This window comes from Colwellia sp. 12G3 (assembly GCF_002836775.1).
In the GTDB taxonomy this organism is placed as follows: domain Bacteria; phylum Pseudomonadota; class Gammaproteobacteria; order Enterobacterales; family Alteromonadaceae; genus Colwellia.
In genome coordinates, this window is record NZ_PJAQ01000068.1 from 834961 (window position 1) to 855109 (window position 20149).

18 protein-coding genes and 1 riboswitch are annotated in these 20149 nt (G+C 39.4%); of the genes, 15 read left to right on the plus strand and 3 right to left on the minus strand.

Annotation, left to right across the window (positions count from 1 at the left end; translation table 11 throughout):
* The first annotated feature begins 42 nt into the window (after positions 1-42).
* Complete coding sequence (gene hemL / locus CXF71_RS21200; RefSeq protein ID WP_101234891.1) at positions 43-1326, plus strand: glutamate-1-semialdehyde 2,1-aminomutase; 1284 nt, start codon at positions 43-45, stop codon at positions 1324-1326.
* Between the two features lie 96 nt (positions 1327-1422).
* Here hemL and CXF71_RS21205 read toward each other — a convergent pair whose 3' ends face one another.
* Both CXF71_RS21205 and moeA read right to left on the minus strand, forming a co-directional pair.
* Positions 1423-1824 (minus strand): hypothetical protein, encoded by a 402-nt coding sequence (locus CXF71_RS21205; protein ID WP_101234892.1) that lies wholly within the window; start codon positions 1822-1824, stop codon positions 1423-1425.
* 92 nt (positions 1825-1916) lie between these two features.
* On the minus strand, positions 1917-3149 hold the full coding sequence (gene moeA, locus CXF71_RS21210; protein ID WP_101234975.1) for a molybdopterin molybdotransferase MoeA: 1233 nt from the start codon (positions 3147-3149) through the stop codon (positions 1917-1919).
* A gap of 367 nt (positions 3150-3516) precedes the next feature.
* Positions 3517-3710: riboswitch (molybdenum cofactor riboswitch) on the plus strand.
* Between moeA and moaA the strand changes: the two genes are divergently transcribed.
* The 10 genes from moaA to CXF71_RS21260 all read left to right on the plus strand — a co-directional run bounded on the left by moaA (position 3697) and on the right by CXF71_RS21260 (position 10849).
* Positions 3697-4668, plus strand: coding sequence for a GTP 3',8-cyclase MoaA (gene moaA, locus CXF71_RS21215; protein WP_101234893.1), 972 nt, complete (start codon positions 3697-3699; stop codon positions 4666-4668). It overlaps the preceding riboswitch by 14 nt.
* A gap of 2 nt (positions 4669-4670) precedes the next feature.
* Entirely contained in the window at positions 4671-5366 is a 696-nt protein-coding gene (mobA, locus tag CXF71_RS21220) for a molybdenum cofactor guanylyltransferase (protein ID WP_101234894.1), read from the plus strand.
* Positions 5367-5457: 91 nt separating this feature from the next.
* Positions 5458-6015 carry a molybdenum cofactor biosynthesis protein B gene (gene moaB, locus CXF71_RS21225; RefSeq protein ID WP_101234895.1) on the plus strand — a complete coding sequence of 186 codons (558 nt, stop codon included), beginning with the start codon at positions 5458-5460 and terminating at the stop codon, positions 6013-6015.
* Positions 6015-6518: a cyclic pyranopterin monophosphate synthase MoaC gene (moaC, locus tag CXF71_RS21230; RefSeq protein ID WP_101234896.1), complete on the plus strand. Its 504-nt coding sequence runs from the start codon at positions 6015-6017 to the stop codon at positions 6516-6518. The genes moaB and moaC overlap by 1 nt, the downstream gene beginning before the upstream one ends.
* Positions 6519-6579: 61 nt before the next feature.
* Positions 6580-6828 carry a molybdopterin converting factor subunit 1 gene (gene moaD / locus CXF71_RS21235; protein WP_101234897.1) on the plus strand — a complete coding sequence of 83 codons (249 nt, stop codon included), beginning with the start codon at positions 6580-6582 and terminating at the stop codon, positions 6826-6828.
* Positions 6829-6831: 3 nt separating this feature from the next.
* Positions 6832-7314, plus strand: a complete 483-nt coding sequence (gene moaE, locus CXF71_RS21240) for a molybdopterin synthase catalytic subunit MoaE (protein ID WP_101234898.1) — start codon at positions 6832-6834, stop codon at positions 7312-7314.
* A gap of 1 nt (position 7315) precedes the next feature.
* A complete protein-coding gene (gene modA / locus CXF71_RS21245; protein WP_232771570.1) occupies positions 7316-8191 on the plus strand; it encodes a molybdate ABC transporter substrate-binding protein in 876 nt (291 codons plus the stop codon).
* Positions 8188-8910 carry a molybdate ABC transporter permease subunit gene (modB, locus tag CXF71_RS21250; RefSeq protein ID WP_101234899.1) on the plus strand — a complete coding sequence of 241 codons (723 nt, stop codon included), beginning with the start codon at positions 8188-8190 and terminating at the stop codon, positions 8908-8910. The genes modA and modB overlap by 4 nt, the downstream gene beginning before the upstream one ends.
* Positions 8903-10072 (plus strand): molybdenum ABC transporter ATP-binding protein, encoded by a 1170-nt coding sequence (gene modC / locus CXF71_RS21255; RefSeq protein WP_101234900.1) that lies wholly within the window; start codon positions 8903-8905, stop codon positions 10070-10072. Before modB ends, modC begins: the two co-directional genes overlap by 8 nt.
* 27 nt (positions 10073-10099) lie before the next feature.
* Complete coding sequence (locus CXF71_RS21260) at positions 10100-10849, plus strand: HesA/MoeB/ThiF family protein (protein ID WP_101234901.1); 750 nt, start codon at positions 10100-10102, stop codon at positions 10847-10849.
* A 54-nt stretch (positions 10850-10903) separates the two neighbouring features.
* On the opposite strand, the gene CXF71_RS21265 is transcribed toward CXF71_RS21260, so the two are convergent.
* Positions 10904-11446, minus strand: a complete 543-nt coding sequence (locus tag CXF71_RS21265) for a DUF1285 domain-containing protein (protein ID WP_101234902.1) — start codon at positions 11444-11446, stop codon at positions 10904-10906.
* A 202-nt stretch (positions 11447-11648) separates the two neighbouring features.
* On the opposite strand from CXF71_RS21265, the gene CXF71_RS21270 reads away from it, so the two are divergent.
* The 4 genes from CXF71_RS21270 (at position 11649) to CXF71_RS21285 (ending at position 19948) form a co-directional block, all read left to right on the plus strand.
* On the plus strand, positions 11649-13808 hold the full coding sequence (locus CXF71_RS21270) for a S9 family peptidase (protein ID WP_101234903.1): 2160 nt from the start codon (positions 11649-11651) through the stop codon (positions 13806-13808).
* 283 nt (positions 13809-14091) lie between these two features.
* Complete coding sequence (locus CXF71_RS21275; protein WP_101234904.1) at positions 14092-15498, plus strand: TolC family protein; 1407 nt, start codon at positions 14092-14094, stop codon at positions 15496-15498.
* A gap of 2 nt (positions 15499-15500) precedes the next feature.
* A complete protein-coding gene (locus tag CXF71_RS21280) occupies positions 15501-16823 on the plus strand; it encodes an efflux RND transporter periplasmic adaptor subunit (RefSeq protein WP_101234905.1) in 1323 nt (440 codons plus the stop codon).
* A complete protein-coding gene (locus CXF71_RS21285; protein WP_101234906.1) occupies positions 16823-19948 on the plus strand; it encodes an efflux RND transporter permease subunit in 3126 nt (1041 codons plus the stop codon). The genes CXF71_RS21280 and CXF71_RS21285 overlap by 1 nt, the downstream gene beginning before the upstream one ends.
* Positions 19949-20149: the final 201 nt, after the last annotated feature.

Genomic DNA, 20149 nt, shown 5'->3' on the forward strand with positions numbered 1-20149 from the left:
TGGCAACACTCCTTATTAGTAACGATTTTAGAAGAAACAATTATGAATAAATCTGAACAGTTATTTGAACAAGCTCAAAAAATAATTCCCGGTGGCGTTAACTCTCCAGTACGTGCTTTTAATGGCGTTGGTGGTACTCCTTGTTTTATAAAACGTGCTCAAGGCGCTTATATCTATGATGCCGATGATAACGCCTATATTGATTATGTTGGTTCATGGGGACCGATGATCTTAGGACATAATCACCCCGCTATTCTTGAAGCTGTTATTAGTACCGCTAAAAATGGTTTAAGTTTTGGTGCGCCAACCGAACTTGAAATTACCATGGCTGAAAAGGTACGTGAGTTAGTACCATCAATGGAATCTTTACGCATGGTTAGCTCTGGTACAGAAGCGACTATGAGTGCTATCCGTTTAGCTCGAGGCTATACTGGCCGCGATAAGATATTAAAGTTTGAAGGTTGTTATCACGGTCATGCCGACGCTTTGTTAGTAAAAGCAGGCTCTGGTGCGCTAACAATGGGCGTACCAAATTCACCCGGTATTCCGGCAGATTTTGCTAAACATACCCTGACGGTTAGCTATAACAACATCGATGAAGTGAAAGAAATTTTCGCTAAATATGCTGATGAGATAGCCTGTATTATCGTGGAACCCGTTGCCGGTAATATGAACTGTATTCCTCCTGTAGAAGGTTTCCTTGAAGGTTTACGTGAGGTTTGTGATCAATACAGTAGCGTATTAATTTTTGATGAAGTGATGACTGGTTTTCGTGTTGCATTAGGTGGTGCTCAAGCACTCTATAACATTAAACCTGATTTAACTACCTTAGGTAAAGTTATTGGTGGCGGTATGCCTGTTGGCGCATTCGGTGGCAAACAAGAGATAATGGATTATATCGCGCCAGTTGGTCCCGTTTATCAGGCCGGTACCTTATCAGGTAATCCAATTGCCATGGCTGCAGGTTTAGCTTCACTAACTGAATTAGCCCAAGGTAACAAACATGAACAGCTTACTGCTGCTACAGAGAAGCTAGCGATGGGTTTAAAAGCCGCAGCTGAGCGCAATGGTGTGAGTTTAAGTGTTAATTATGTGGGTGCTATGTTTGGATTTTTCTTCACTGAAGATAATAATCCTATTACTACATATGAACAAGCCACCCAATGTGACGGAGAACTGTTTAAACGCTTCTTCCACCTGATGTTAGCTGAAGGGGTTTACTTAGCGCCGTCTGCTTATGAAACAGGCTTTTTATCAACGGCGCACAGCGATGACATTATTGAAAAGACGCTAGTTGCTGCCGATAAGTGTTTCGCTCAGCTATAACAAAATAACGATTAGCTATTAATTGATCATAAAAAACGCTGCCCGTAGAAATACTGGCAGCGTTTTTTATCGCTATTTTTAACTCATAGCAAAAAATTAGTTATTTGGTTTGTCACTATTGAGCTCATTTTGCAACCAATCTAAGCCATCCTGCCAACCTAAATTTAAGCCATCAAATACTTTCAAGTTCCAACCATCAAATTTACGTATCGCAGCAACTTTGTCTACCGATTTTTTGCTTTCATCATCATAAGTAACGACAGCAATCGCCGTTAAATTTTCATGTGACGCCATGCTTAGTTTAGCTTCAAATGAAAAATCATATTGATTAATTTTGTTCACCAAGATAGCAAAATTATTTGAAAATGCTTGAGTCATAAAATCATCATACTCTTCAGACATTTCTAAAGATATATTTACATTTTCACTAACAATAACTTCTGCAACATTATCATTTAATAGGTTAATTTTAGCAAAGCTGAGTTGGTGTGTAATCATAAAGTTCTACCCATTTTTTATTATATTTTAGAACAACTGTACTACATATGTTTTTTAATATAGCAGAGGTCTTTAAATTTCACTCAATACATTTATAGGAAATGATCAAATAGTTGCACGGTTACTTTTTCTCCTGCCGCTACTTTGCCCTGCTCACTTGGTAGAATAATAAAACAGTTAGCTCTCGCTAAGCTTGATAAGATACCTGAGCCTTGTGACCCTGTAGAAGTAACCACATTTTCACCTACGTCGTTAACAGCAAGTACACCGCGTTGAAAGTCCATCCTTCCCGGAGATTTACGCAATTCAGTACTACATTTCACCGTTAAATGCGTACGTTTTAAAGGCTGTGCATTTTGCATTTTAGTTAATGCAACTAACGCTAATTGGTGGAAAGTCACTAAGGCTGAAACGGGATTACCCGGCAAGCCAAAAAAAACGCTCTTAGGTAATTTGCCAAAAGCAAAGGGTTTACCTGGTTTCATCGCTATTTTCCAAAAGCCAATTTCGCCTAATTCATCTAACACTGTTTTAGTATAGTCCGCATCGCCTACCGAAACACCACCAGACGAAATAACCGCATCAGCCTGCTCATCGGCACTAACAAAGGCCGCTTTAATCGCTTCAAAGTCGTCGCTAATAATGCCAAAATCAATCACGTCAACATGTAGCGTGTTAAGCATAGCGGCTAAAACAAAACTGTTAGACTCATAGATATCACCTACTCGCAAAGCTTGCCCTGGTAATTTAAGTTCATCACCAGTGGCAATTAGCGCCACTTTTAATTTTCTATAAACAATAACCTCTGCTACGCCCAATGAAGCGAGTACACCAATATCAACCGCCGTTAATTTATGACCAGAATGCAGCACTTGCTGATCAAGCTGAATATCTTCGCCAGCATTCCTTACATGAGAGCCAAAAATCTTCTCCTGTAAGAAAGTAATTTGTTCGCCATCCGCGGTAACATTTTCTTGCATCTCAACAGAATCACAACAATCGGGCATTTTAGCGCCCGTCATAATTCGAATACACTCACCCGGCTGACATTCTCCTTGAAAAGGTGCTCCCGCCATAGAGCGTCCAACTAAGGTTAACGTTTTATTCACCAGCAAACTTTCTATAGCAAAAGCATAACCATCCATCGCCGAATTATCATGAGGAGGGACATTTAATGGGCTGGCAATATCTTGCGCTAAAACATAATACAATGCTTGCTCAATGGGCAAGGTTAGCGTTTCAGTGATAGGTGACACTTTCGATAACATATTAGCTAAAGCTTGTTCAAAAGGTAAAAGCCCTGGCGCTGAGCAACAATCAGACATAAAAAACTCACTTAAATACATAGTACAATTACTTGATACGATAAATTTCACGCTAGATTAGCGAAATTTTCAATAGTGCTTAGAGACATAATGACCAAATCAATATTGGTACCAATTACACTAACTAAGTTAGCATTTTCAAATGGCTTAAACATCCAAATGGTATGATAAATTCATTAACGTTAGTATCGCTTAAGTACCGATAAAATTAATAGTCATTTAACCGCACTTTTATTGATTGTGATCAACAATAAGGTTGGAAAAAAGCATTACCCTCTCGCGATAAGAACAGTATATACCTCAGCCTTATGAAAATGCAGCATTGGATATTGAAGTGTCGCGGGTATATACTAATTATTGAACAGAATTTTATTTATAACACCGAGCTATCACAGCTAACATTGCTTCATTTTTTGGCTAGTTCAAGCCAGTTTATTGCCAGTAATCATGTTGTGACACGCCGTAGCTAAGCCCATGGTTATCATGGTTTTTAGTTGCCAGGGTTAACAAGGAAACGCGTTAGCCTCCCTACATTTGGAAAGGTGACATGCTAACAGACAACTTTGGCCGTAGGTTCTCATACCTGCGCCTCTCGATTACTGACGTTTGCAATTTTAGTTGCAACTACTGCTTGCCTGATGGTTATCAGTGCGATCAACCACGTGATTTTTTATCACTATGTGAAATCAAACGTATAACAAAAGCTTTCGCCGAATTGGGAACTGAAAAGATCCGAATTACCGGTGGTGAGCCAGCATTGCGTAAAGACTTACCTGAAATCATTCGTATTTGTAAAGAAACACCTGGCATCAAAACAGTTGCCATTACAAGTAATGGTTTTAAATTACCAGAGCACCTCCCGCAATGGTTAGATGCTGGCATTGATGCAATCAATATCAGTATAGATAGCTTAGATCCGCGTCAATTTCACGCGATAACCGGCCACGATAAACTCAAAACCATCCTCACGGGTATTGATATGGCTTTGGCTGATGGTAGAGCGTCGGTTAAAGTTAATACAGTGCTAATGCGTGACCACAGCGGTAGAGAGATCCAAAGCTACCTTAACTGGCTAAAAGACACCCCTATTACTTTGCGTTTTATTGAGTTGATGCAAACAGGTGATAATCAAGAGTTTTTTGATGCGCAACATGTACAAGGCTCTCGTATTAAGCAAAACTTAATTCTCGATGGCTGGCTTCCTGTTCTTCAAAATAAATCAGCAGGTCCTGCACAAGAGTTTTACCACCTTGATTATCAAGGTAAAGTTGGCTTGATCATGCCTTACTCTAAAGATTTTTGCAGTAGCTGTAATCGCTTACGAATTAGCTCCAGTGGTAAGTTACATTTATGCTTATTTGGTGAAGAAGGTTTGTCATTACGTGAAGAATTACAAAGTGATGATATTGAGCCTTTACAAGCAAAAATTTTAGCGTTACTTGGTGATAAAAAAGCGACTCACTACTTGCATGAAAAACTAACCGGTGCGACTAAACACCTCGCTATGCTGGGAGGTTAATCATGACTCTTCAAGCAATAGATTGTTTAGGTGTAGTACTCGCTGGCGGTTTATCATCTCGCATGGGAGAAGATAAATCCCAGCTTATCCATCAAAAGCTCAGTCGTCAAAAACTTAGTCATCAAAATAAGTCAGTAAACTCATCAGTTAGATCAGAAATGTCCATGCTGGATTTTTCTAAGCAACTTTTATCTGATGCAGGTATAAAAAATATTGTTATTAGTGGTGATAACCATGAAATTCCAGACTGTGTGACACAAGCAGGACCTGTTGGCGGAATTTATAGTGTTTTAGCTCATTACCTTGCACATAGCCCTGAACACTTGCAACCCAAAGCCTTATTAATATTACCGGTTGATTTACCCTTAATGACTGCCTCAGCTTTAGCCCAATTGCGACTAAAAGGCGAACTTAGTAACAAAGCCACTTTTTTCAGCGATAGCCAAAATCAAAGGCACCATATCCCTTTATATTTGCCAAACAATGCCTTTTTGAGCATGTTTTTAACACAAGCATTTTGTGGTAAAAAAACACATACTAGTAGTAAAAATAGTAGTAAACATAGTAGTAAGAATGGCCCTTCCATTAGGAGCATGCTAGAAAACGTTCCTCATCAGGTGATTTCTAGTCAGAACAGTAAAATACTCATGAATACCAATACGCCTCAGCAGTGGCAACAAGCGCAGAAACAGTTTTAAGCCACACGTATGAAATACCAATACGCACAGATAACAGTGGCAATTAACGCAACAACAATTTTAATCTAAAGATTTAGTAAAGGATAAACCTATGTCAGCACATGGCGGCAAAACTTTCGTTCCCTTAAATATCGCCGTTTTAACGGTATCTGATACACGCTCTGAAGAAAACGACACCTCTGGTCAAGCACTAGTTGAACGTTTAACACAAGCAGGCCACAACTTAGCCGATAAAGCGATTGTCATTGATGATGTATATCAACTACGCGCCCAAGTATCAAAATGGATAGCAGATGACGCTATCCATGCCATTATTTCTACGGGGGGTACTGGTTTTACTGAGCGTGATAATACGCCCGAAGCCTTAACACCATTATTTGATAAAGCGGTTGAAGGTTTTGGCGAAGTATTTCGTCATGTCTCATTACTGGAAATTGGCACTTCTACTATACAATCACGCGCTTTTGGCGGCATTGCTAACAAAACGGTCGTACTGTGTGTACCAGGCTCAACCAACGCTTGTAAAACAGCATGGGATAAAGTGATTAAAGAGCAGTTAGATGCCAGTCATCGTCCGTGTAACTTTGTACCACACTTAAATATCAGTGCTGAGTCTTCAACCATTGAAATGTGTGAGACCCGCGGCTAATGACAACATATACTGATGATGCACCGGAACTAAGCCACCTAAACCAACAAGGTGAAGCGAATATGGTCGATGTCACCGAAAAGGCTATGACATCACGTACCGCTACAGCGCAAGGTTTTATCAAAATGAACCGAGCAACCTTTGAGTTAATCACCACAGGCAAACATAAAAAAGGTGATGTGTTTGCAGTTGCGAGAATTGCAGGTATCCAAGCGGCGAAAAAGTGTAGCGATTTAATTCCTTTATGCCATCCTCTAATGCTCAGCAAGGTTCAAGTAGATTTCACTCTTGATAGCGAAAACAGTCAAGTGCAAGTGAATAGTTTGTGTCGTTTAACAGGACAAACAGGCGTTGAGATGGAGGCATTGACAGCGGTTTCTATTGCTTGTTTAACCTTGTTTGATATGTGTAAAGCGGCAGACCCTGCGATGATAATCCACGGTATTGAAGTACTAACCAAAGAAGGCGGTAAGTCTGGTCATTGGCAAAGCCCTTCTGCTTAACTTAGCTAAAAGTAACTTAGCTTAACTAAACTAAACTAAACAAATTCTAAGAGAAAACCTTATGATTAAAATTGTTTTTTTTGCTGCGCTCAGAGAGCAACTTAACTGTGCTGAATTATCGCTAGCCGCTGATGATGCTAAAACAGTCAATGATATTAAACAGTTATTAAGTGATAAAAATGAACAATGGCAACAAACGTTCAGTAATACGTCACTATTATCTGCGGTAAATCATGACATGGTTGATGGTAGTCACTTAGTAAAGTCAGGTGATGAAGTCGCTTTCTTCCCTCCGGTTACTGGGGGATAAGGCATGTCCAATCAAAGTCATTTAAACGAAATAGCGATTCAGAAAGAAGACTTTAGCTTAGCTGAGGAAGTTTTTTTACTTGAAAAAGATAACGTAACCGATGGTGCAGTTGTTACTTTTACCGGCAGAGTTAGAAATAACAACAATGGTAATTCAGTCACCACGTTAACGCTTGAGCATTACCCAGGTATGACAGAGAAGTCACTCGCTAAGATTATTATACAAGCGAAAGAACGTTGGAATATTGGTCGGGTAAAAGTTATTCATCGGATTGGCGAACTCAGCATAGGTGATCAAATTGTCTTTGTTGGCGTAACCAGTAAACATCGACAAGATGCCTTTGCTGCCAATGAGTTCATCATGGACTATTTGAAAGTGAAAGCACCCTTTTGGAAAAAAGAAAAAATTAACGGCGCAGGAAAAACCTCAGAAAATTGGTTAGCTGCTAAAAATAGTGATACTAACAAAGCTGAGCTTTGGAGCTAGCGTGTTACGTCTGCTTTTAGTCTTGGCTTTGGTTATCTGTTTGCTCGGCATAAGCAGTAGCCAAGCGCAACAAAGTAACTTCACCGACAGTGCTATAGATGGTAACAGCAAACCACTACGTATTGCTGTTGCCGCTAATTTCACCCCGGTATTAAAAGCATTACTTAAAGACTTCATCCAACAAACAGGAATAAAAAGTCAAATAATCAGCGGTGCAAGTGGTGCCATTTTTTTGCAAATTAAACACGGCGCTCCCTTTGATATTTTTCTCAGTGCCGACAGCCGTCGTCCAAAAGAACTTGAGCAAGCAGGCTATGCCGTAAAAGATAGTCGTAAAACCTATGCTATCGGCCAGTTAGCATTATATTCGTCATCAATGAGTGTTGAGGGAAACGCCCTTGATCAGGTATCCATTGAACAGCTCTCTATTGAGTTATTAGCTCTTAATCAACTAGGGCAGCCACCCGCACGTTTTGCTATTGCCAATCCAGATATCGCTCCGTACGGAAAAGCCGCTAAAGAAGCACTGATCCATCTAGGATTGTGGCAAAGTTATCAGTCTCGATTGATCAAAGGTATTAATATCGGGCAAACATTTGCGCAATTGCGTAGTAAAGCAGTGACCACAGGTATAGTTGCTAATAGCCAATTAGTGTTAAACAACTTAACTGGGGTAATTATCCCCAGCAGCTATCATCAGCCCATTGAGCAACAGTTAATTATAATACGCACCAGTAAGGAGCAAGTTAACGCTCAAAAGTTAAGTGATTTTTTACTTTCGCCTCAGAGCCAAAAAAAAATTGTCAGCTATGGCTACGCGCAAGCCGAGCAAGTTAACAATGTAAATAACAAATTAAGCGAGTTAGCGGCTAGATGATAAATTCAGACTTACAAGCGCTCATAACCACCTTAGAAATGGCGGCATTAACCACCATAATATTATTGATCATTGGTACGCCACTCGCGTGGTATCTGGCCAAAATGACCAATCGCTTTAAGGTGATCATTGAAGCGATAGTGGCATTACCACTAGTTTTACCGCCAACCGTACTCGGCTTTTATTTGCTTATCGCTTTTTCACCCGAATATTTACCCGGTCAACTATGGCAACAAGCGACAGGCAAGCAGCTCGCTTTTAGTTTTTCAGCCATTGTTATTGGCTCTGTTTTATATTCACTACCCTTTGTCGTTCAGCCGTTACAAAAGGCTTTTGAACAATTGGGTGACTCTTTATTAGAAGCTGGTTCACTGCTTGGTGCTGGCCCTATCGACCGATTTTTTTCTATTGTACTGCCGCTAACAAAGGCGAGTTTTATTACGGCGGCAAGCTTAGGTTTTGCTCATACAGTAGGTGAATTTGGTATTATTTTGATGATTGGCGGTAATATTCCCGGTGAAACACGGGTACTTTCTATTGCCTTATTTGATCACGTTGAAGCCTTTGATTATGCTAGAGCGCACCTACTCGCCATCAGTTTGTTAATTGGCTCCATGATATTATTAGCAGCTATCTATTGGCTAAATTTACCGAAAAAAAACCGTCGACAACGGTTAGTTGTTAACACTGAACAAGTGGAGCCTAATAGTTATGAGTAATGTTCTTTTAGATAATACTCCGTTAACTAAAGATGCTGTGCATAAATCAGCGGTACATAAGTTAGCGCAACTCGACATAAATATTAGCGTCAGCTATCAGCAATTCAATTTAGATATAAAGCTGCCAATACCATTAAATGGTATCACAGGTATTTTTGGCCATTCAGCTTCAGGTAAATCAACCTTGCTTCGTGCCATTGCAGGTTTGGAAAAAAACCTTGTTGGTGAGATAAAATTAGCCAATGCTAACGTTGCTGATAAAGTTTTAGTTAACACAGAGAAAGGCAATTACCTTAAACCGGAAGAACGTCAAATAGGTTTAGTTTTTCAAAACAGTCGCTTGTTTGAACATTTATCGGTATTAGGCAACCTAGAATATGCTGTTAAGCGTTGTAAAAACAGACAACTAGACTTGAATAAAGTCATAGAACTGACCGAGTTAACAAGCTTGCTTGAGCACCAAGTAAATGAATTATCAGGCGGCCAACAACAAAGAGTTGCTTTAGCAAGAGCGATTCTGGCCGAGCCCAAATTATTACTACTCGATGAGCCATTAAGCGCGCTTGATCAACACAGTAAAACTCAACTATTAAAGATGATACTTACCATCCAAAAGAAGCTTGATTTACCTATGCTATATGTCAGTCACTCTTTAGATGAGTTACAACAAGTGTGCGATACCTTATTAGTACTAGCACAAGGTAAGGTCGTTAATTTTGGTAACATCCACAGAGTCATTCATCAGTTAAATAACTTTGGTGAAAATCCCCTTATTCATCAGCAAACCAGCTTGTCATTACCTATCAGGCAATTTAATAATGGTCATGGTTTAGCGGTATTAGCGTTAAACGCACAGCAAGACATTTACCTAACCAGTAATAAAGCCTTCGAAAATCAAACTCAGTTACGTTGTTTTATTTTGGCCAGTGACATTAGTATCGTCCTAACAGAGCCAAGTAATAGTTCTATTGTTAATCACCTCTTTGGCACCATAAAACAAATAAGTAATAAACAAAACAAGGTACTATTGACTATTAGTTGTGGCACTCAAGATTTTTTTGTCACTATCAGTGCTTTCTCTCAGCAAAAGTTATCACTAACTAGCAAACAACAAGTCTATTTACAGTTCAAAGCCAGTGCCGTGCGCACTTTTATTCATTAAATTAGCTAAAATAAACTAGGAATAACCGTGTTAAGCAATCAAGAGCAACTTAAATACTCCCGTCAAATCATGTTAGATAAAATTGGTACTCAAGGACAATTGGCATTGGGTAACGCTAAAATACTCATTTTAGGCGTTGGCGGTTTAGGTAATCCTGCAAGTTTATACTTAGCTGCTGCTGGCGTGGGTACACTCTATATCGCTGATGGTGATTTCATTGAGCTCAGTAACTTACCCAGACAAATTTTATTTAGTGAAAACAATATTAATGAAAATAAAGCGGATGCCGCGGCAGAAAAGTTGCAGCAACAATTTCCCGATGTGACTATTGAAGCTATCGATGAAATGCTCGATGAAGAGTTATGTAATTATTATCTTCCGCAAGTCGACTTAGTACTCGATTGCTCTGACAACATTCAAACTCGCTACTTGATCAATCAAGCATGTGTGCAACATAAAGTACCCCTGATAGTAGGTGCTGCGACTGGCTTTGATGGCCAACAACTGACTATAGACCCTCGTGATGAAACCAGTGCTTGTTATCATTGTCTTTTTCCTGCCAGTGAAAAAGCACCGACCAATAACTGTCAAACTATCGGAATTATTGGTCCGGTATTAGCCATGATTGCTGGTATGCAATGTTTGCAAGCAATCAAATTGTTAACGGGTAATAACGTACAAATTAACCAACTGAATTTACTTGATGGTTTAGCCAATCAATGGCAACAATTTACTATGAAAAAACAAAAAAGCTGCACTGTCTGTGGTGAAAATTAAGGCTTGTTCTCGCTAATGAACCTTAAAGCTTATTTAGCAACCATCTAAAAACATCTAAAATCGTCCTAAACTAAATTGACATTCGGCACTTGAAATTAACAATTCAGTGCCCGTATCCGTATCCATTTCCTGCGCTATATCGACCCATTGGTAATAGACATTACGATGTACTTTCGCCAGTAAGTTTCTGCGAACAGTCACATACAAGTCACCACTTTGTGTAACCATTAATGGATGTTCTGCATTGAGAATAAATTCATCATCCAAATTAGTGCTTACCTGCATTATTGTTTCTTCTTCATCTAGCCAACGCCACTGAGTCAGTACAAACGGCGCGTCATCCACTTTAATCTTCACTTTCTCAACGGGTGTCACTAAAAAGTACTCGATTACAGCACTGTTTATTTCTTTAATAAGCACAGAGGCAAATAATTTGACCAAAGGTAAACGCTTAAAGATACTGCCGTCGTAGAACCAATCACCATTCGCTTTTATCTGTATGTCAATCTCACCACAATAAGGCGGATTCCATGATTCCACTGGTGGTAATGATTTTTTATTGCCTGCTAGCTGAGAAGAAATTTTATCTAATGACATTGTTATAAAACCTAAAAGTAGCCCTGATGGCTGAAAAGCGACAAGTTAACACTATTAAGCGATAAGAGAATTTGATTATAACTATTATCATGCTAACTTAGTGCTCGAAACATTTTTTTAACATTTGTTGTGTTTTTCTGTATTCAAAGCATATCAATTTATAGTAAATATCATAAATTATTTAACAAGGAAAAGGACTTCTATGTCTCTAATTCTCTCAAAAACTAAGCTAAGCTTAATTGTCTCATCTGTCCTGCTTATTGCAGCATGCAGTAACCAACAAAATGAAGCAACTAATACTATGGCCGATTTAACAGCCCCTATCGCTAAAAAAGTTCCACATAAAATGGTTATTCATAACCATACCCGTGTCGATGATTATTACTGGATGCGCGATGATACTCGTACCAATCCAGAGATATTAGCGCATTTAGACGCAGAAAATAACTATACAACGGCACAACTAAAACATACCGAAGCGATGCAAGAGCAGATCTTCCAAGAAATCAAAGATCGCATTGAAAAAGACGATAATTCGGTACCGGTCAAATCAGGTGATTTCTATTATTCCAGCCAAATGCAGGGGGAAAATGAATACCCCATCCATGTTAGATCATCAGATTTTACTGGCAGTAACCTAGAAGTTTTACTCGATATTAATGAGTTAGCTAAGGCTCATGACTACTACCAAGTCAGTGGCTTGAACGCCAGCCCAAATGGTAAGTTATTAGCTTATGGTGAAGATACTGTTAGCCGTCGTATTTATACCATTCTATTTAAAGATATTTCTGGAAATACTCTTCTAGATGACAAACTTGAAGGCACAAATGGTCGTGTCGTTTGGGGTAATGACAACAAGACTGTTTATTACATTAAAAAAGACCCACAAACCCTACTAGGTTACCAAGTATTCCGTCATACATTAGGTTCAGCACAAGCTAATGATGAAATGGTCTATGAAGAAAATAATAAAGCTTATTATACTAGTATTAGTAAATCAAAAGATGACAGCAGTGTATTTATTTGGCATGGCAGTACTGAGGCTAAAGGTGTATCGGTGATTGATGCTAATAACGCTAAAGCACTACCTAAAAAGTTTATTGAGCGTGAGGAAGGTCATGAATATTCAATATCTAAAGCAAATGATTGGTATTATATAAAAACCAACTGGAAAGCCAATAACTTCCGTTTGATGAAAGTACATAAAAAGCATTTTGGTGATAAAACACAATGGCAAGATGTTATTGCTGCAAATGATGCAGTTAAACTTGAGAATTATGAATTGTTTACCGACCACCTTGTTTATCAGCAGCGTGAAAATGGTATTAGCCGCGTAACTATTCAACAACTATCGACAGGTAAAAAGCAGCAGCTTAGTTTTAATGACACCGCGTACAGCTTGAATATGTATGGTAATAATGAATTAGACACTCCATCTTTACGTCTTTATTACGCCAGTTTTACTACGCCAGGTACACATTACGATGTTGATTTAACTAGCTTCAAAAAAACACAATTAAAGCAAACTAAAGTATTGGGTGACTTTAACAGCAACAATTATGCCTCTGAGCGTATTTTTGTAAAAGCCCGTGATGGTAAAAAAGTACCGGTATCTTTGGTTTATCGTAAAGACAAGTTCAAAAAAGATGGTACTAACCCATTATATCAATATGCTTACGGCTCTTATGGTTCAACGATAGACCCTTACTTTTCGGTCAGTCGTTTAAGTCTTTTAGACCGAGGTTTCGTCTATGCCATTGCTCATATCCGTGGTTCAGAAATGCTAGGCCGTCCTTGGTATGAAGACGGTAAAAAATTAACAAAAATGAATACCTTCACTGACTTTATTGATGTCACTAAAAATTTAACCGCGCAAGGTTATGGTGATAAAAACAAAGTATTCGCTGCAGGTGGTAGTGCTGGTGGCTTATTAATGGGCGCGGTTGTTAATATGGCACCTGAACTCTACAAAGGCATTGCTGCAGCAGTACCATTTGTTGATGTAGTAACCACTATGCTTGATGAAAGCATTCCACTGACCACTAATGAGTTTAAAGAATGGGGTAACCCAAAAGAAAAAGCCTATTATGACTATATGTTGTCCTATTCGCCTTATGATCAAGTTAAAGTGCAAAACTACCCTAGCATCCTAGTTACTACGGGATTGCATGACTCGCAAGTACAATACTTTGAGCCAATGAAATGGGTTGCTAAATTGCGTGATTATAAAACAGATGACAATGTATTATTGTTTAAAACCGATATGGAAGCGGGACATGGCGGTGCATCTGGACGCTTTAAGCGCATTCATGAAACAGCGCTTGAATATAGCTTCTTCATTGACTTGCTTAATAAGAGTTAATTAGTACAAATTAATTACTTCCGTTAGATTATCTTCACCTTAGCCGCATCTGGGTGAAGATAGTTTCAGTCATATATGATTAATTTCTTAATAATTACAGCAGTTCCAATTGTTCTATATTTCGAAAAACCAAACACAATATTAAGTGAACATTAATAAAATTTTCTCGTCTTATTTTATTTAATTAATCCGCCATGTAAACTTTTGTAAAACTGGTATCCCCACGAAGCATCTTTGATTACACTACTGGCAAGAGTTATTTTTAACATGAGTTAATCGCTTTATGACACGTCGATTCCGACAACTACTCCCCCTGTTTTTAAGCCTATTTCTATTGGCTTGTAGCAGCACTTCACAAGTAGATGAAAAACTAAAAGACTTGCCACTTCCTCAAAACTGGCAAGACAGCAAACAAGCCTTAGCTGTTGAGCATAACTGGTTATCTCAACTTGATAACCCACAAGTTCAACAGTTAGTGATAAAAGCTTTAGCGGCTAACCACCAATTTGCCATACAAGCTTACTCATTAGAAATTGCAGAGCAGCAACTCATTGTTTCAGGTAGCCAGCTTTGGCCTGAGCTAGATTTGGCATTTCGCAGTGGTCGTAATAAAGACAATCAAACAGACAGTTATGCCAACAGTAATTCAGTTAACTTAAATCTAAGTTATGAAGTAGATATTTGGGGTAAGTTATCTGACGCTGATCGCATGAGTAATTATAACTATCTTGCGCAAAAAGCAACGTTTGAGCAATACAAACAACTGCTCGTTGTCAACGTACTCACCACCTGGTTTCGCGTGATTGAAGCCGAAAAATTACTCTCGCTTTATCGCAGTAGAGTGGTCAATTCTCAACAGAATTTAGCTATTATTGAAGCGGGTTATAACTCAGGATTAACCGCCGCCCTTGATGTCTATTTAACACGTAATGATTTAAATAATGAGTTAACCCGAGTCTCTGAACAAGAAACTCAAAAGACCAAATTAATACGACAGCTTGAACGCCTTATTGGTGAATATCCTAAAGGCGAATTACTCGTTAACGCTAACTTACCACTACTTACCAATGACATTCCTGTTGGTTTACCGTCAGAATTAATCAGCCGAAAGCCCGAATTAAAAGCCAGTTGGTATCAATTATTGTCGCAAGACTCTGGTTTAGCTTATGCACACAAACAACGTTTTCCTAGCATTGTATTGTCAGGCTCTGTAGGTGATTCTACCGCAGACATTGGTGACTTACTTTCAGGTTCTTCGCTAGCATGGTCATTACTAGGTAGTATTTCAGCCCCTATTTTTAATGCCGGACGTCTTAAAGCGAATGAAGAAAAAGCCCGTATCGAGCTTAAACAAGGTGAACAGTTATATCTTGATACTTTATACAATGCATTTAGCGACGTTGAGAATGCTATCACCACGGAAAAGAATTTAAAGAACAGTTATTACACCATGTTGGCTGCGCAAGAAAATGCAAAAATCGCCGCCACGTTATCTTTCGAACAATACCAAAGTGGTTTAGTTACCTACACCACGGTGCTTGATGCGCAAAACCGTTCTTTTGATGCACAAACAACGTTAATAAAAATTAAAAATCAGCTGATTGCCAATAGAATCAATTTACATCTTTCCTTGGGTGGCGACTTCACCACACCGTCACTTGCGCCATCACCTAAACCAAAGGCCAAATAACCATGTCTAAAAATCTCACCTCGCCTAACTATAAAAAAATGTTCTTGCCGGTCATTATTATCATTGCCACTATCGCGTTAATGATGGTTATTTTCAAAAACCCACCAACCGGTAATCGAGCTAAACCTTCAAAAGCACCACAAATGACGGTAGTAACAACCACGCTGACTCCTCAAACCTATCAGGTGATGGTACGCAGTTTTGGCACGGTTAAACCAAGAACTCAAAGCGTACTTTTTGCTCAAGTGTCAGGGCAAATCAATTATGTCAGTAAGCAATTTAGAGCCGGTGGATTTTTCGAGCAAGGCGATATTTTAATTCAACTTGATGATAGAGATCACCGCGCTGAAGTTAAAATTGCCCAAGCAAGTTTAATGTCAACCAAGCAGAGTCTGCAAGAAGAAGACGCACGAGTAAAACAAGCCAAAGCTGACTGGAAAAGGCTTGGTAATGGTAATGCGCCCAATGCATTAGTCTTACGTCAACCACAATATGAAGCAGCAAAAGCGCAAGTACTGTCCGCAGAAGCGCAACTCGATAAAATGAAATTATCACTCGAGCGAACAAAAATTGTCGCGCCTTACGCTGGCCGTATCTTAAAGAAAAATGTTGATATTGGTCAGGTGATTTCAAGTAATACTCAGTTAGCCGATATTTTTGCTGTAGATTATGTAGAGATCCGCCTACCGATTAAAAACAAAGATTTACCACTCATGAAATTGCCTGAAGAATATCGCAATGCCCATGAGAAATCTGAATCCAGTGATATTAATAACGACGATGCCAGCGACAACTCACTGATCAGTAATGTGGTGATTTCATCTGACCTGATGGGTGACCAAGTATGGCAAGGCAAGATCGTTCGTACCGAAAGTGCTATCGATACAATATCGCAACAACTGTATGTCGTGGCGCAAATTATTCGCCCTTACGATGGTGAATATAATCAAGGTGCCCAAATAAAAATGGGCCAATATGTTACCGCACAAATTACCGGACGAGAAGTTGAAAACGCCTTAGTGATTCCAAGTAGTGCAATTTATCAAGGCAGCTACGTTTATATCGTTGAAAATGGCCTATTGATGCGTAAAGAGATCACCTTAGGTTGGCAAAATGGTACTGAATCTATTGTCACGCAAGGCTTAATCGCTGGTGATGAATTGGTATTAACCTCATTAGGGCAAGTAAGCTCCGGCACACCGGTTGCTATTGCAGGTCAAACCCCTAGCAAAAATAAGTCAAACAGCCCTAAAGAGCCCCGACAAAAACCAGGGCAAGTAGCTAAACAAGCGAATACAACACCTATTGCTAAGGTGAATAACTAATGATTGCTTGGTTTGCACGAAATCATGTTGCCGCCAACTTACTATTAATTACTATTTTAATAGCGGGTTTATTTAGTTTATCTAATCGTATTCCCCTCGAAGTATTCCCCTCTTTTGCCACTGACCGTATTAACGTTAACGTGTCATTACGCGGCGCGACCCCAGAAGATGTAGAAAAGAGTATCTCTATTCGCATTGAAGAAGCCGTACAAGATTTGGAAGGCGTTAAGCAAATTGCCAGCCGTTCATCTGAAGGCTCTTCTGCTGTCAATATTGAAGTTGAGTCAGGCTATGATCCGCGCGAGATGCTCGCTGATATAAAAAGCCGCGTAGATGAAATAAATACTTTTCCTGCTGATGCAGAAAAACCCGTAGTCTCTTTAGCAACACGTAAACGGGAAGTCATCGCCGTAACTATTGCCAGTATTTATAGCGAAAAAGAAACGCGTGAATTCGCTGAGAAAGTCAGAGATGATTTATTAAAAATTCCCGCCATTACTCAAGTTGAACTTAGCGGTGTGCGTGACTATGAAGTGTCTATTGAAGTGCCCCAAGACAAATTGCGCCAATATGATTTAACCATAGCGAAAATATCATCAGCCATTTCAGACTCCAGTACTGATATTTCTGCCGGTAATTTAAAAACCAAAGGGGGTGACATATTATTACGTTCAAAAGGCCAAGCCTATCGCAAAAATGAGTTTGAAAAAATAGCGATAAAAACTAATGTAGATGGATCTATCATTCGTTTGAGTGATATAGCACTCATCAAAGATGACTTCGAAGAAACCCCTGTACGCACTCGATTTAATGGTAAACAAGCCGCTTTTATTGACGTTTATCGAATCGGACAACAAAGCGCAATTGACGTTGCCGATGCGGTGAGAACTTACATTGATGACCAACAAAGCAGCTTACCTGTTGGCGTTGAATTAAGTTTTTGGGATGACGATTCTCAAATTGTTAAAAACCGTATTTCCACGCTAACCACCAGTGCCTTACAAGGTGGCATATTAGTGTTGGCGTTATTAACCTTATTCCTCAGACCCTCCATTGCCTTTTGGGTATTTATTGGTATTCCCATTTCTTTTATGGGCGCCTTTATTATGATGCCGGTCTTTGGTGTTACGTTAAATATCATGAGCTTATTTGGCTTTATCTTAGTGCTGGGTATCGTGGTAGACGATGCCATTGTCACCGGTGAGAATATTTACACGCACCTAAAAACAGCTGAATCAGGTGAAATGGCCGCCATTCGTGGCACCCAAGAAGTAGCCACACCAGTGACCTTTGGTGTGCTCACAACCGTCGCAGCATTTCTGCCACTTGCCTTTATTGACGGCGCACGTGGCGCTTTATTCGCCCAAATTCCAGTCATCGTTATTCCGGTACTGATATTTTCTTTAATAGAATCAAAGTTCGTATTACCCTCTCACTTAAAACATTTGAAACTACGTTCAGAAAAAGAAAAACAATCAAAATTTAGTAAACTGCAACAAGGGTTTGCTGATGGTTTTGAGCGAGCAATAATCCGATTTTATCAACCACTATTAAAACGTGCCATTATAAATAAGACCGCAACTTTAGTCGGTTTTGTTGGTGTTTTCTTAGTTATTCTTGCCCTCATCATGAGCGGCTGGACAAAGTTTATTTTCTTCCCACGGATCCCAAGTGAAACAGTAAGAGCTTCGCTAACCTTACCCGCAGGTACGCCTTTTGAAGTGACCAATAAATATGTCCTTAAAATGGCTGAAAAGGCCGATGAACTGAAACAAAAGTATATTGAGCCATCAACCAATGGCAGTGTCATTATCAATATATTAGCGACTACAGGTAGTCGCGGTGGTGCTTCAAATCAAGGCAGTGTACGTTTTGAAATTACCCCGCCTGAATCACGCGAACTAGCAATTACCTCAAGCGAGCTGGTACGTGAGTGGCGTAAATTAATTGGCCCTATTCCTGGTGCTGAAAGTATTACCTTTAGAGCAGAAATAGGTCGTTCATCAGACCCTATTCATGTGCAATTCAAAGCAAGTTCACTAGAGACGTTAAAGGAAGTGACCGATAAAGTTAAAGTACGATTAGCCACCTACCCGACAGTATTTGATATTGCTGATAGCTTGTCTAATGGTAAAGAAGAGCTGCAAATTGAATTAACAGAACAAGGCAAAGCCTTAGGATTAACCCGTGTCAGTATTTCAAACCAAGTAAGACGTTCTTTCTTTGGTTCACAAGTACAACGTATTCAACGCGGTAGAGATGATGTGCGAGTAATGGTACGTCTACCATTAGATGAACGCCGAACTATGGCTGACTTAGAAGACATTCTTGTTGTCACTCCTTCTGGTGGCGCAGTACCACTGTCTCATGTGGCTAAGCTTATCCCTGGGAAAAGCCCATCAACTATCTCGAGAATTGATCGCTACCGTACGGCCAATGTTAGTGCTGATGTTGAGAAATCAAATACCAATATGACAGTGCTACAAGCTGATCTAAAAGCGTATTTAGATGAGTTAATTATGCAATATCCTGGGGTAAGTCACTCGCTAGAAGGTGAAGCAAAAGAACAGCGTGAGTCTTTTGGCTCACTTGGTTGGGCGCTTGTATTTGTCTTTTTTATTATTTACGCGCTATTGGCCATCCCCTTTAAATCTTATATTCAACCGATCATAGTGATGAGTATTATCCCTTTTGGCATGATTGGCGCCGTTATTGGTCACTGGATAATGGGCATGGAATTGACCATCATGAGCTTACTCGGCATGTTGGCGTTAATTGGTGTAGTGGTAAATGACTCACTAGTGCTGGTCGATTTTATCAATAAAAAGCGCAGTGAAGGCGGCGAGTTGATGGAAGCCGTGTTAACCGCAGGTGCTGCGCGATTCAGACCAGTAATGCTAACCAGTTTAACCACGTTTATTGGTTTAATGCCGTTATTGTTTGAACAATCTACTCAAGCGCAGTTTTTAATTCCTATGGCGGTATCATTAGGTTTTGGTATTTTATTCGCCACCTTTATTACCTTGATATTAGTGCCGGTAAATTATTTAATTGTTGAGCGTTTAAAAGACTTATTTTCATCACAGTCATCTAGTGACCAACAAAACTTAGCGGCTCAAACTTAGCTGACTTTACCTGCTCTGCAATTATTGTTGAGCAGTATTAAGCAAACGTTGCTAAGTAAACACGCTAAAATTGTGCGTTCGTTAGGCAATTTATGATTTTGGAAAATATTTATTAATAAAATAGCATAAAAAGCATTTTTTTCTTGTCAACTAGAGGTGAAATGCAATACAATCGCCGCGCTGTTAAGTAGCAGCATACAT

Excerpts from the sequence above, each read along its gene's own strand:
- modC (WP_101234900.1), top strand. The coding sequence starts at position 8,903 with ATGAGTAATGTTCTTTTAGATAATACTCCGTTAACTAAAGATGCTGTG.
- hemL (WP_101234891.1), top strand. The coding sequence starts at position 43 with ATGAATAAATCTGAACAGTTATTTGAACAAGCTCAAAAAATAATTCCC.
- moaC (WP_101234896.1), top strand. The coding sequence starts at position 6,015 with ATGACAACATATACTGATGATGCACCGGAACTAAGCCACCTAAACCAA.
- CXF71_RS21285 (WP_101234906.1), top strand. The coding sequence starts at position 16,823 with ATGATTGCTTGGTTTGCACGAAATCATGTTGCCGCCAACTTACTATTA.
- CXF71_RS21275 (WP_101234904.1), top strand. The coding sequence starts at position 14,092 with ATGACACGTCGATTCCGACAACTACTCCCCCTGTTTTTAAGCCTATTT.
- CXF71_RS21205 (WP_101234892.1), bottom strand. The coding sequence starts at position 1,824 with ATGATTACACACCAACTCAGCTTTGCTAAAATTAACCTATTAAATGAT.
- moaD (WP_101234897.1), top strand. The coding sequence starts at position 6,580 with ATGATTAAAATTGTTTTTTTTGCTGCGCTCAGAGAGCAACTTAACTGT.
- moeA (WP_101234975.1), bottom strand. The coding sequence starts at position 3,149 with ATGTCTGATTGTTGCTCAGCGCCAGGGCTTTTACCTTTTGAACAAGCT.
- moaA (WP_101234893.1), top strand. The coding sequence starts at position 3,697 with ATGCTAACAGACAACTTTGGCCGTAGGTTCTCATACCTGCGCCTCTCG.
- modB (WP_101234899.1), top strand. The coding sequence starts at position 8,188 with ATGATAAATTCAGACTTACAAGCGCTCATAACCACCTTAGAAATGGCG.
- mobA (WP_101234894.1), top strand. The coding sequence starts at position 4,671 with ATGACTCTTCAAGCAATAGATTGTTTAGGTGTAGTACTCGCTGGCGGT.
- CXF71_RS21270 (WP_101234903.1), top strand. The coding sequence starts at position 11,649 with ATGTCTCTAATTCTCTCAAAAACTAAGCTAAGCTTAATTGTCTCATCT.
- CXF71_RS21265 (WP_101234902.1), bottom strand. The coding sequence starts at position 11,446 with ATGTCATTAGATAAAATTTCTTCTCAGCTAGCAGGCAATAAAAAATCA.
- moaE (WP_101234898.1), top strand. The coding sequence starts at position 6,832 with ATGTCCAATCAAAGTCATTTAAACGAAATAGCGATTCAGAAAGAAGAC.
- CXF71_RS21280 (WP_101234905.1), top strand. The coding sequence starts at position 15,501 with ATGTCTAAAAATCTCACCTCGCCTAACTATAAAAAAATGTTCTTGCCG.
- moaB (WP_101234895.1), top strand. The coding sequence starts at position 5,458 with ATGTCAGCACATGGCGGCAAAACTTTCGTTCCCTTAAATATCGCCGTT.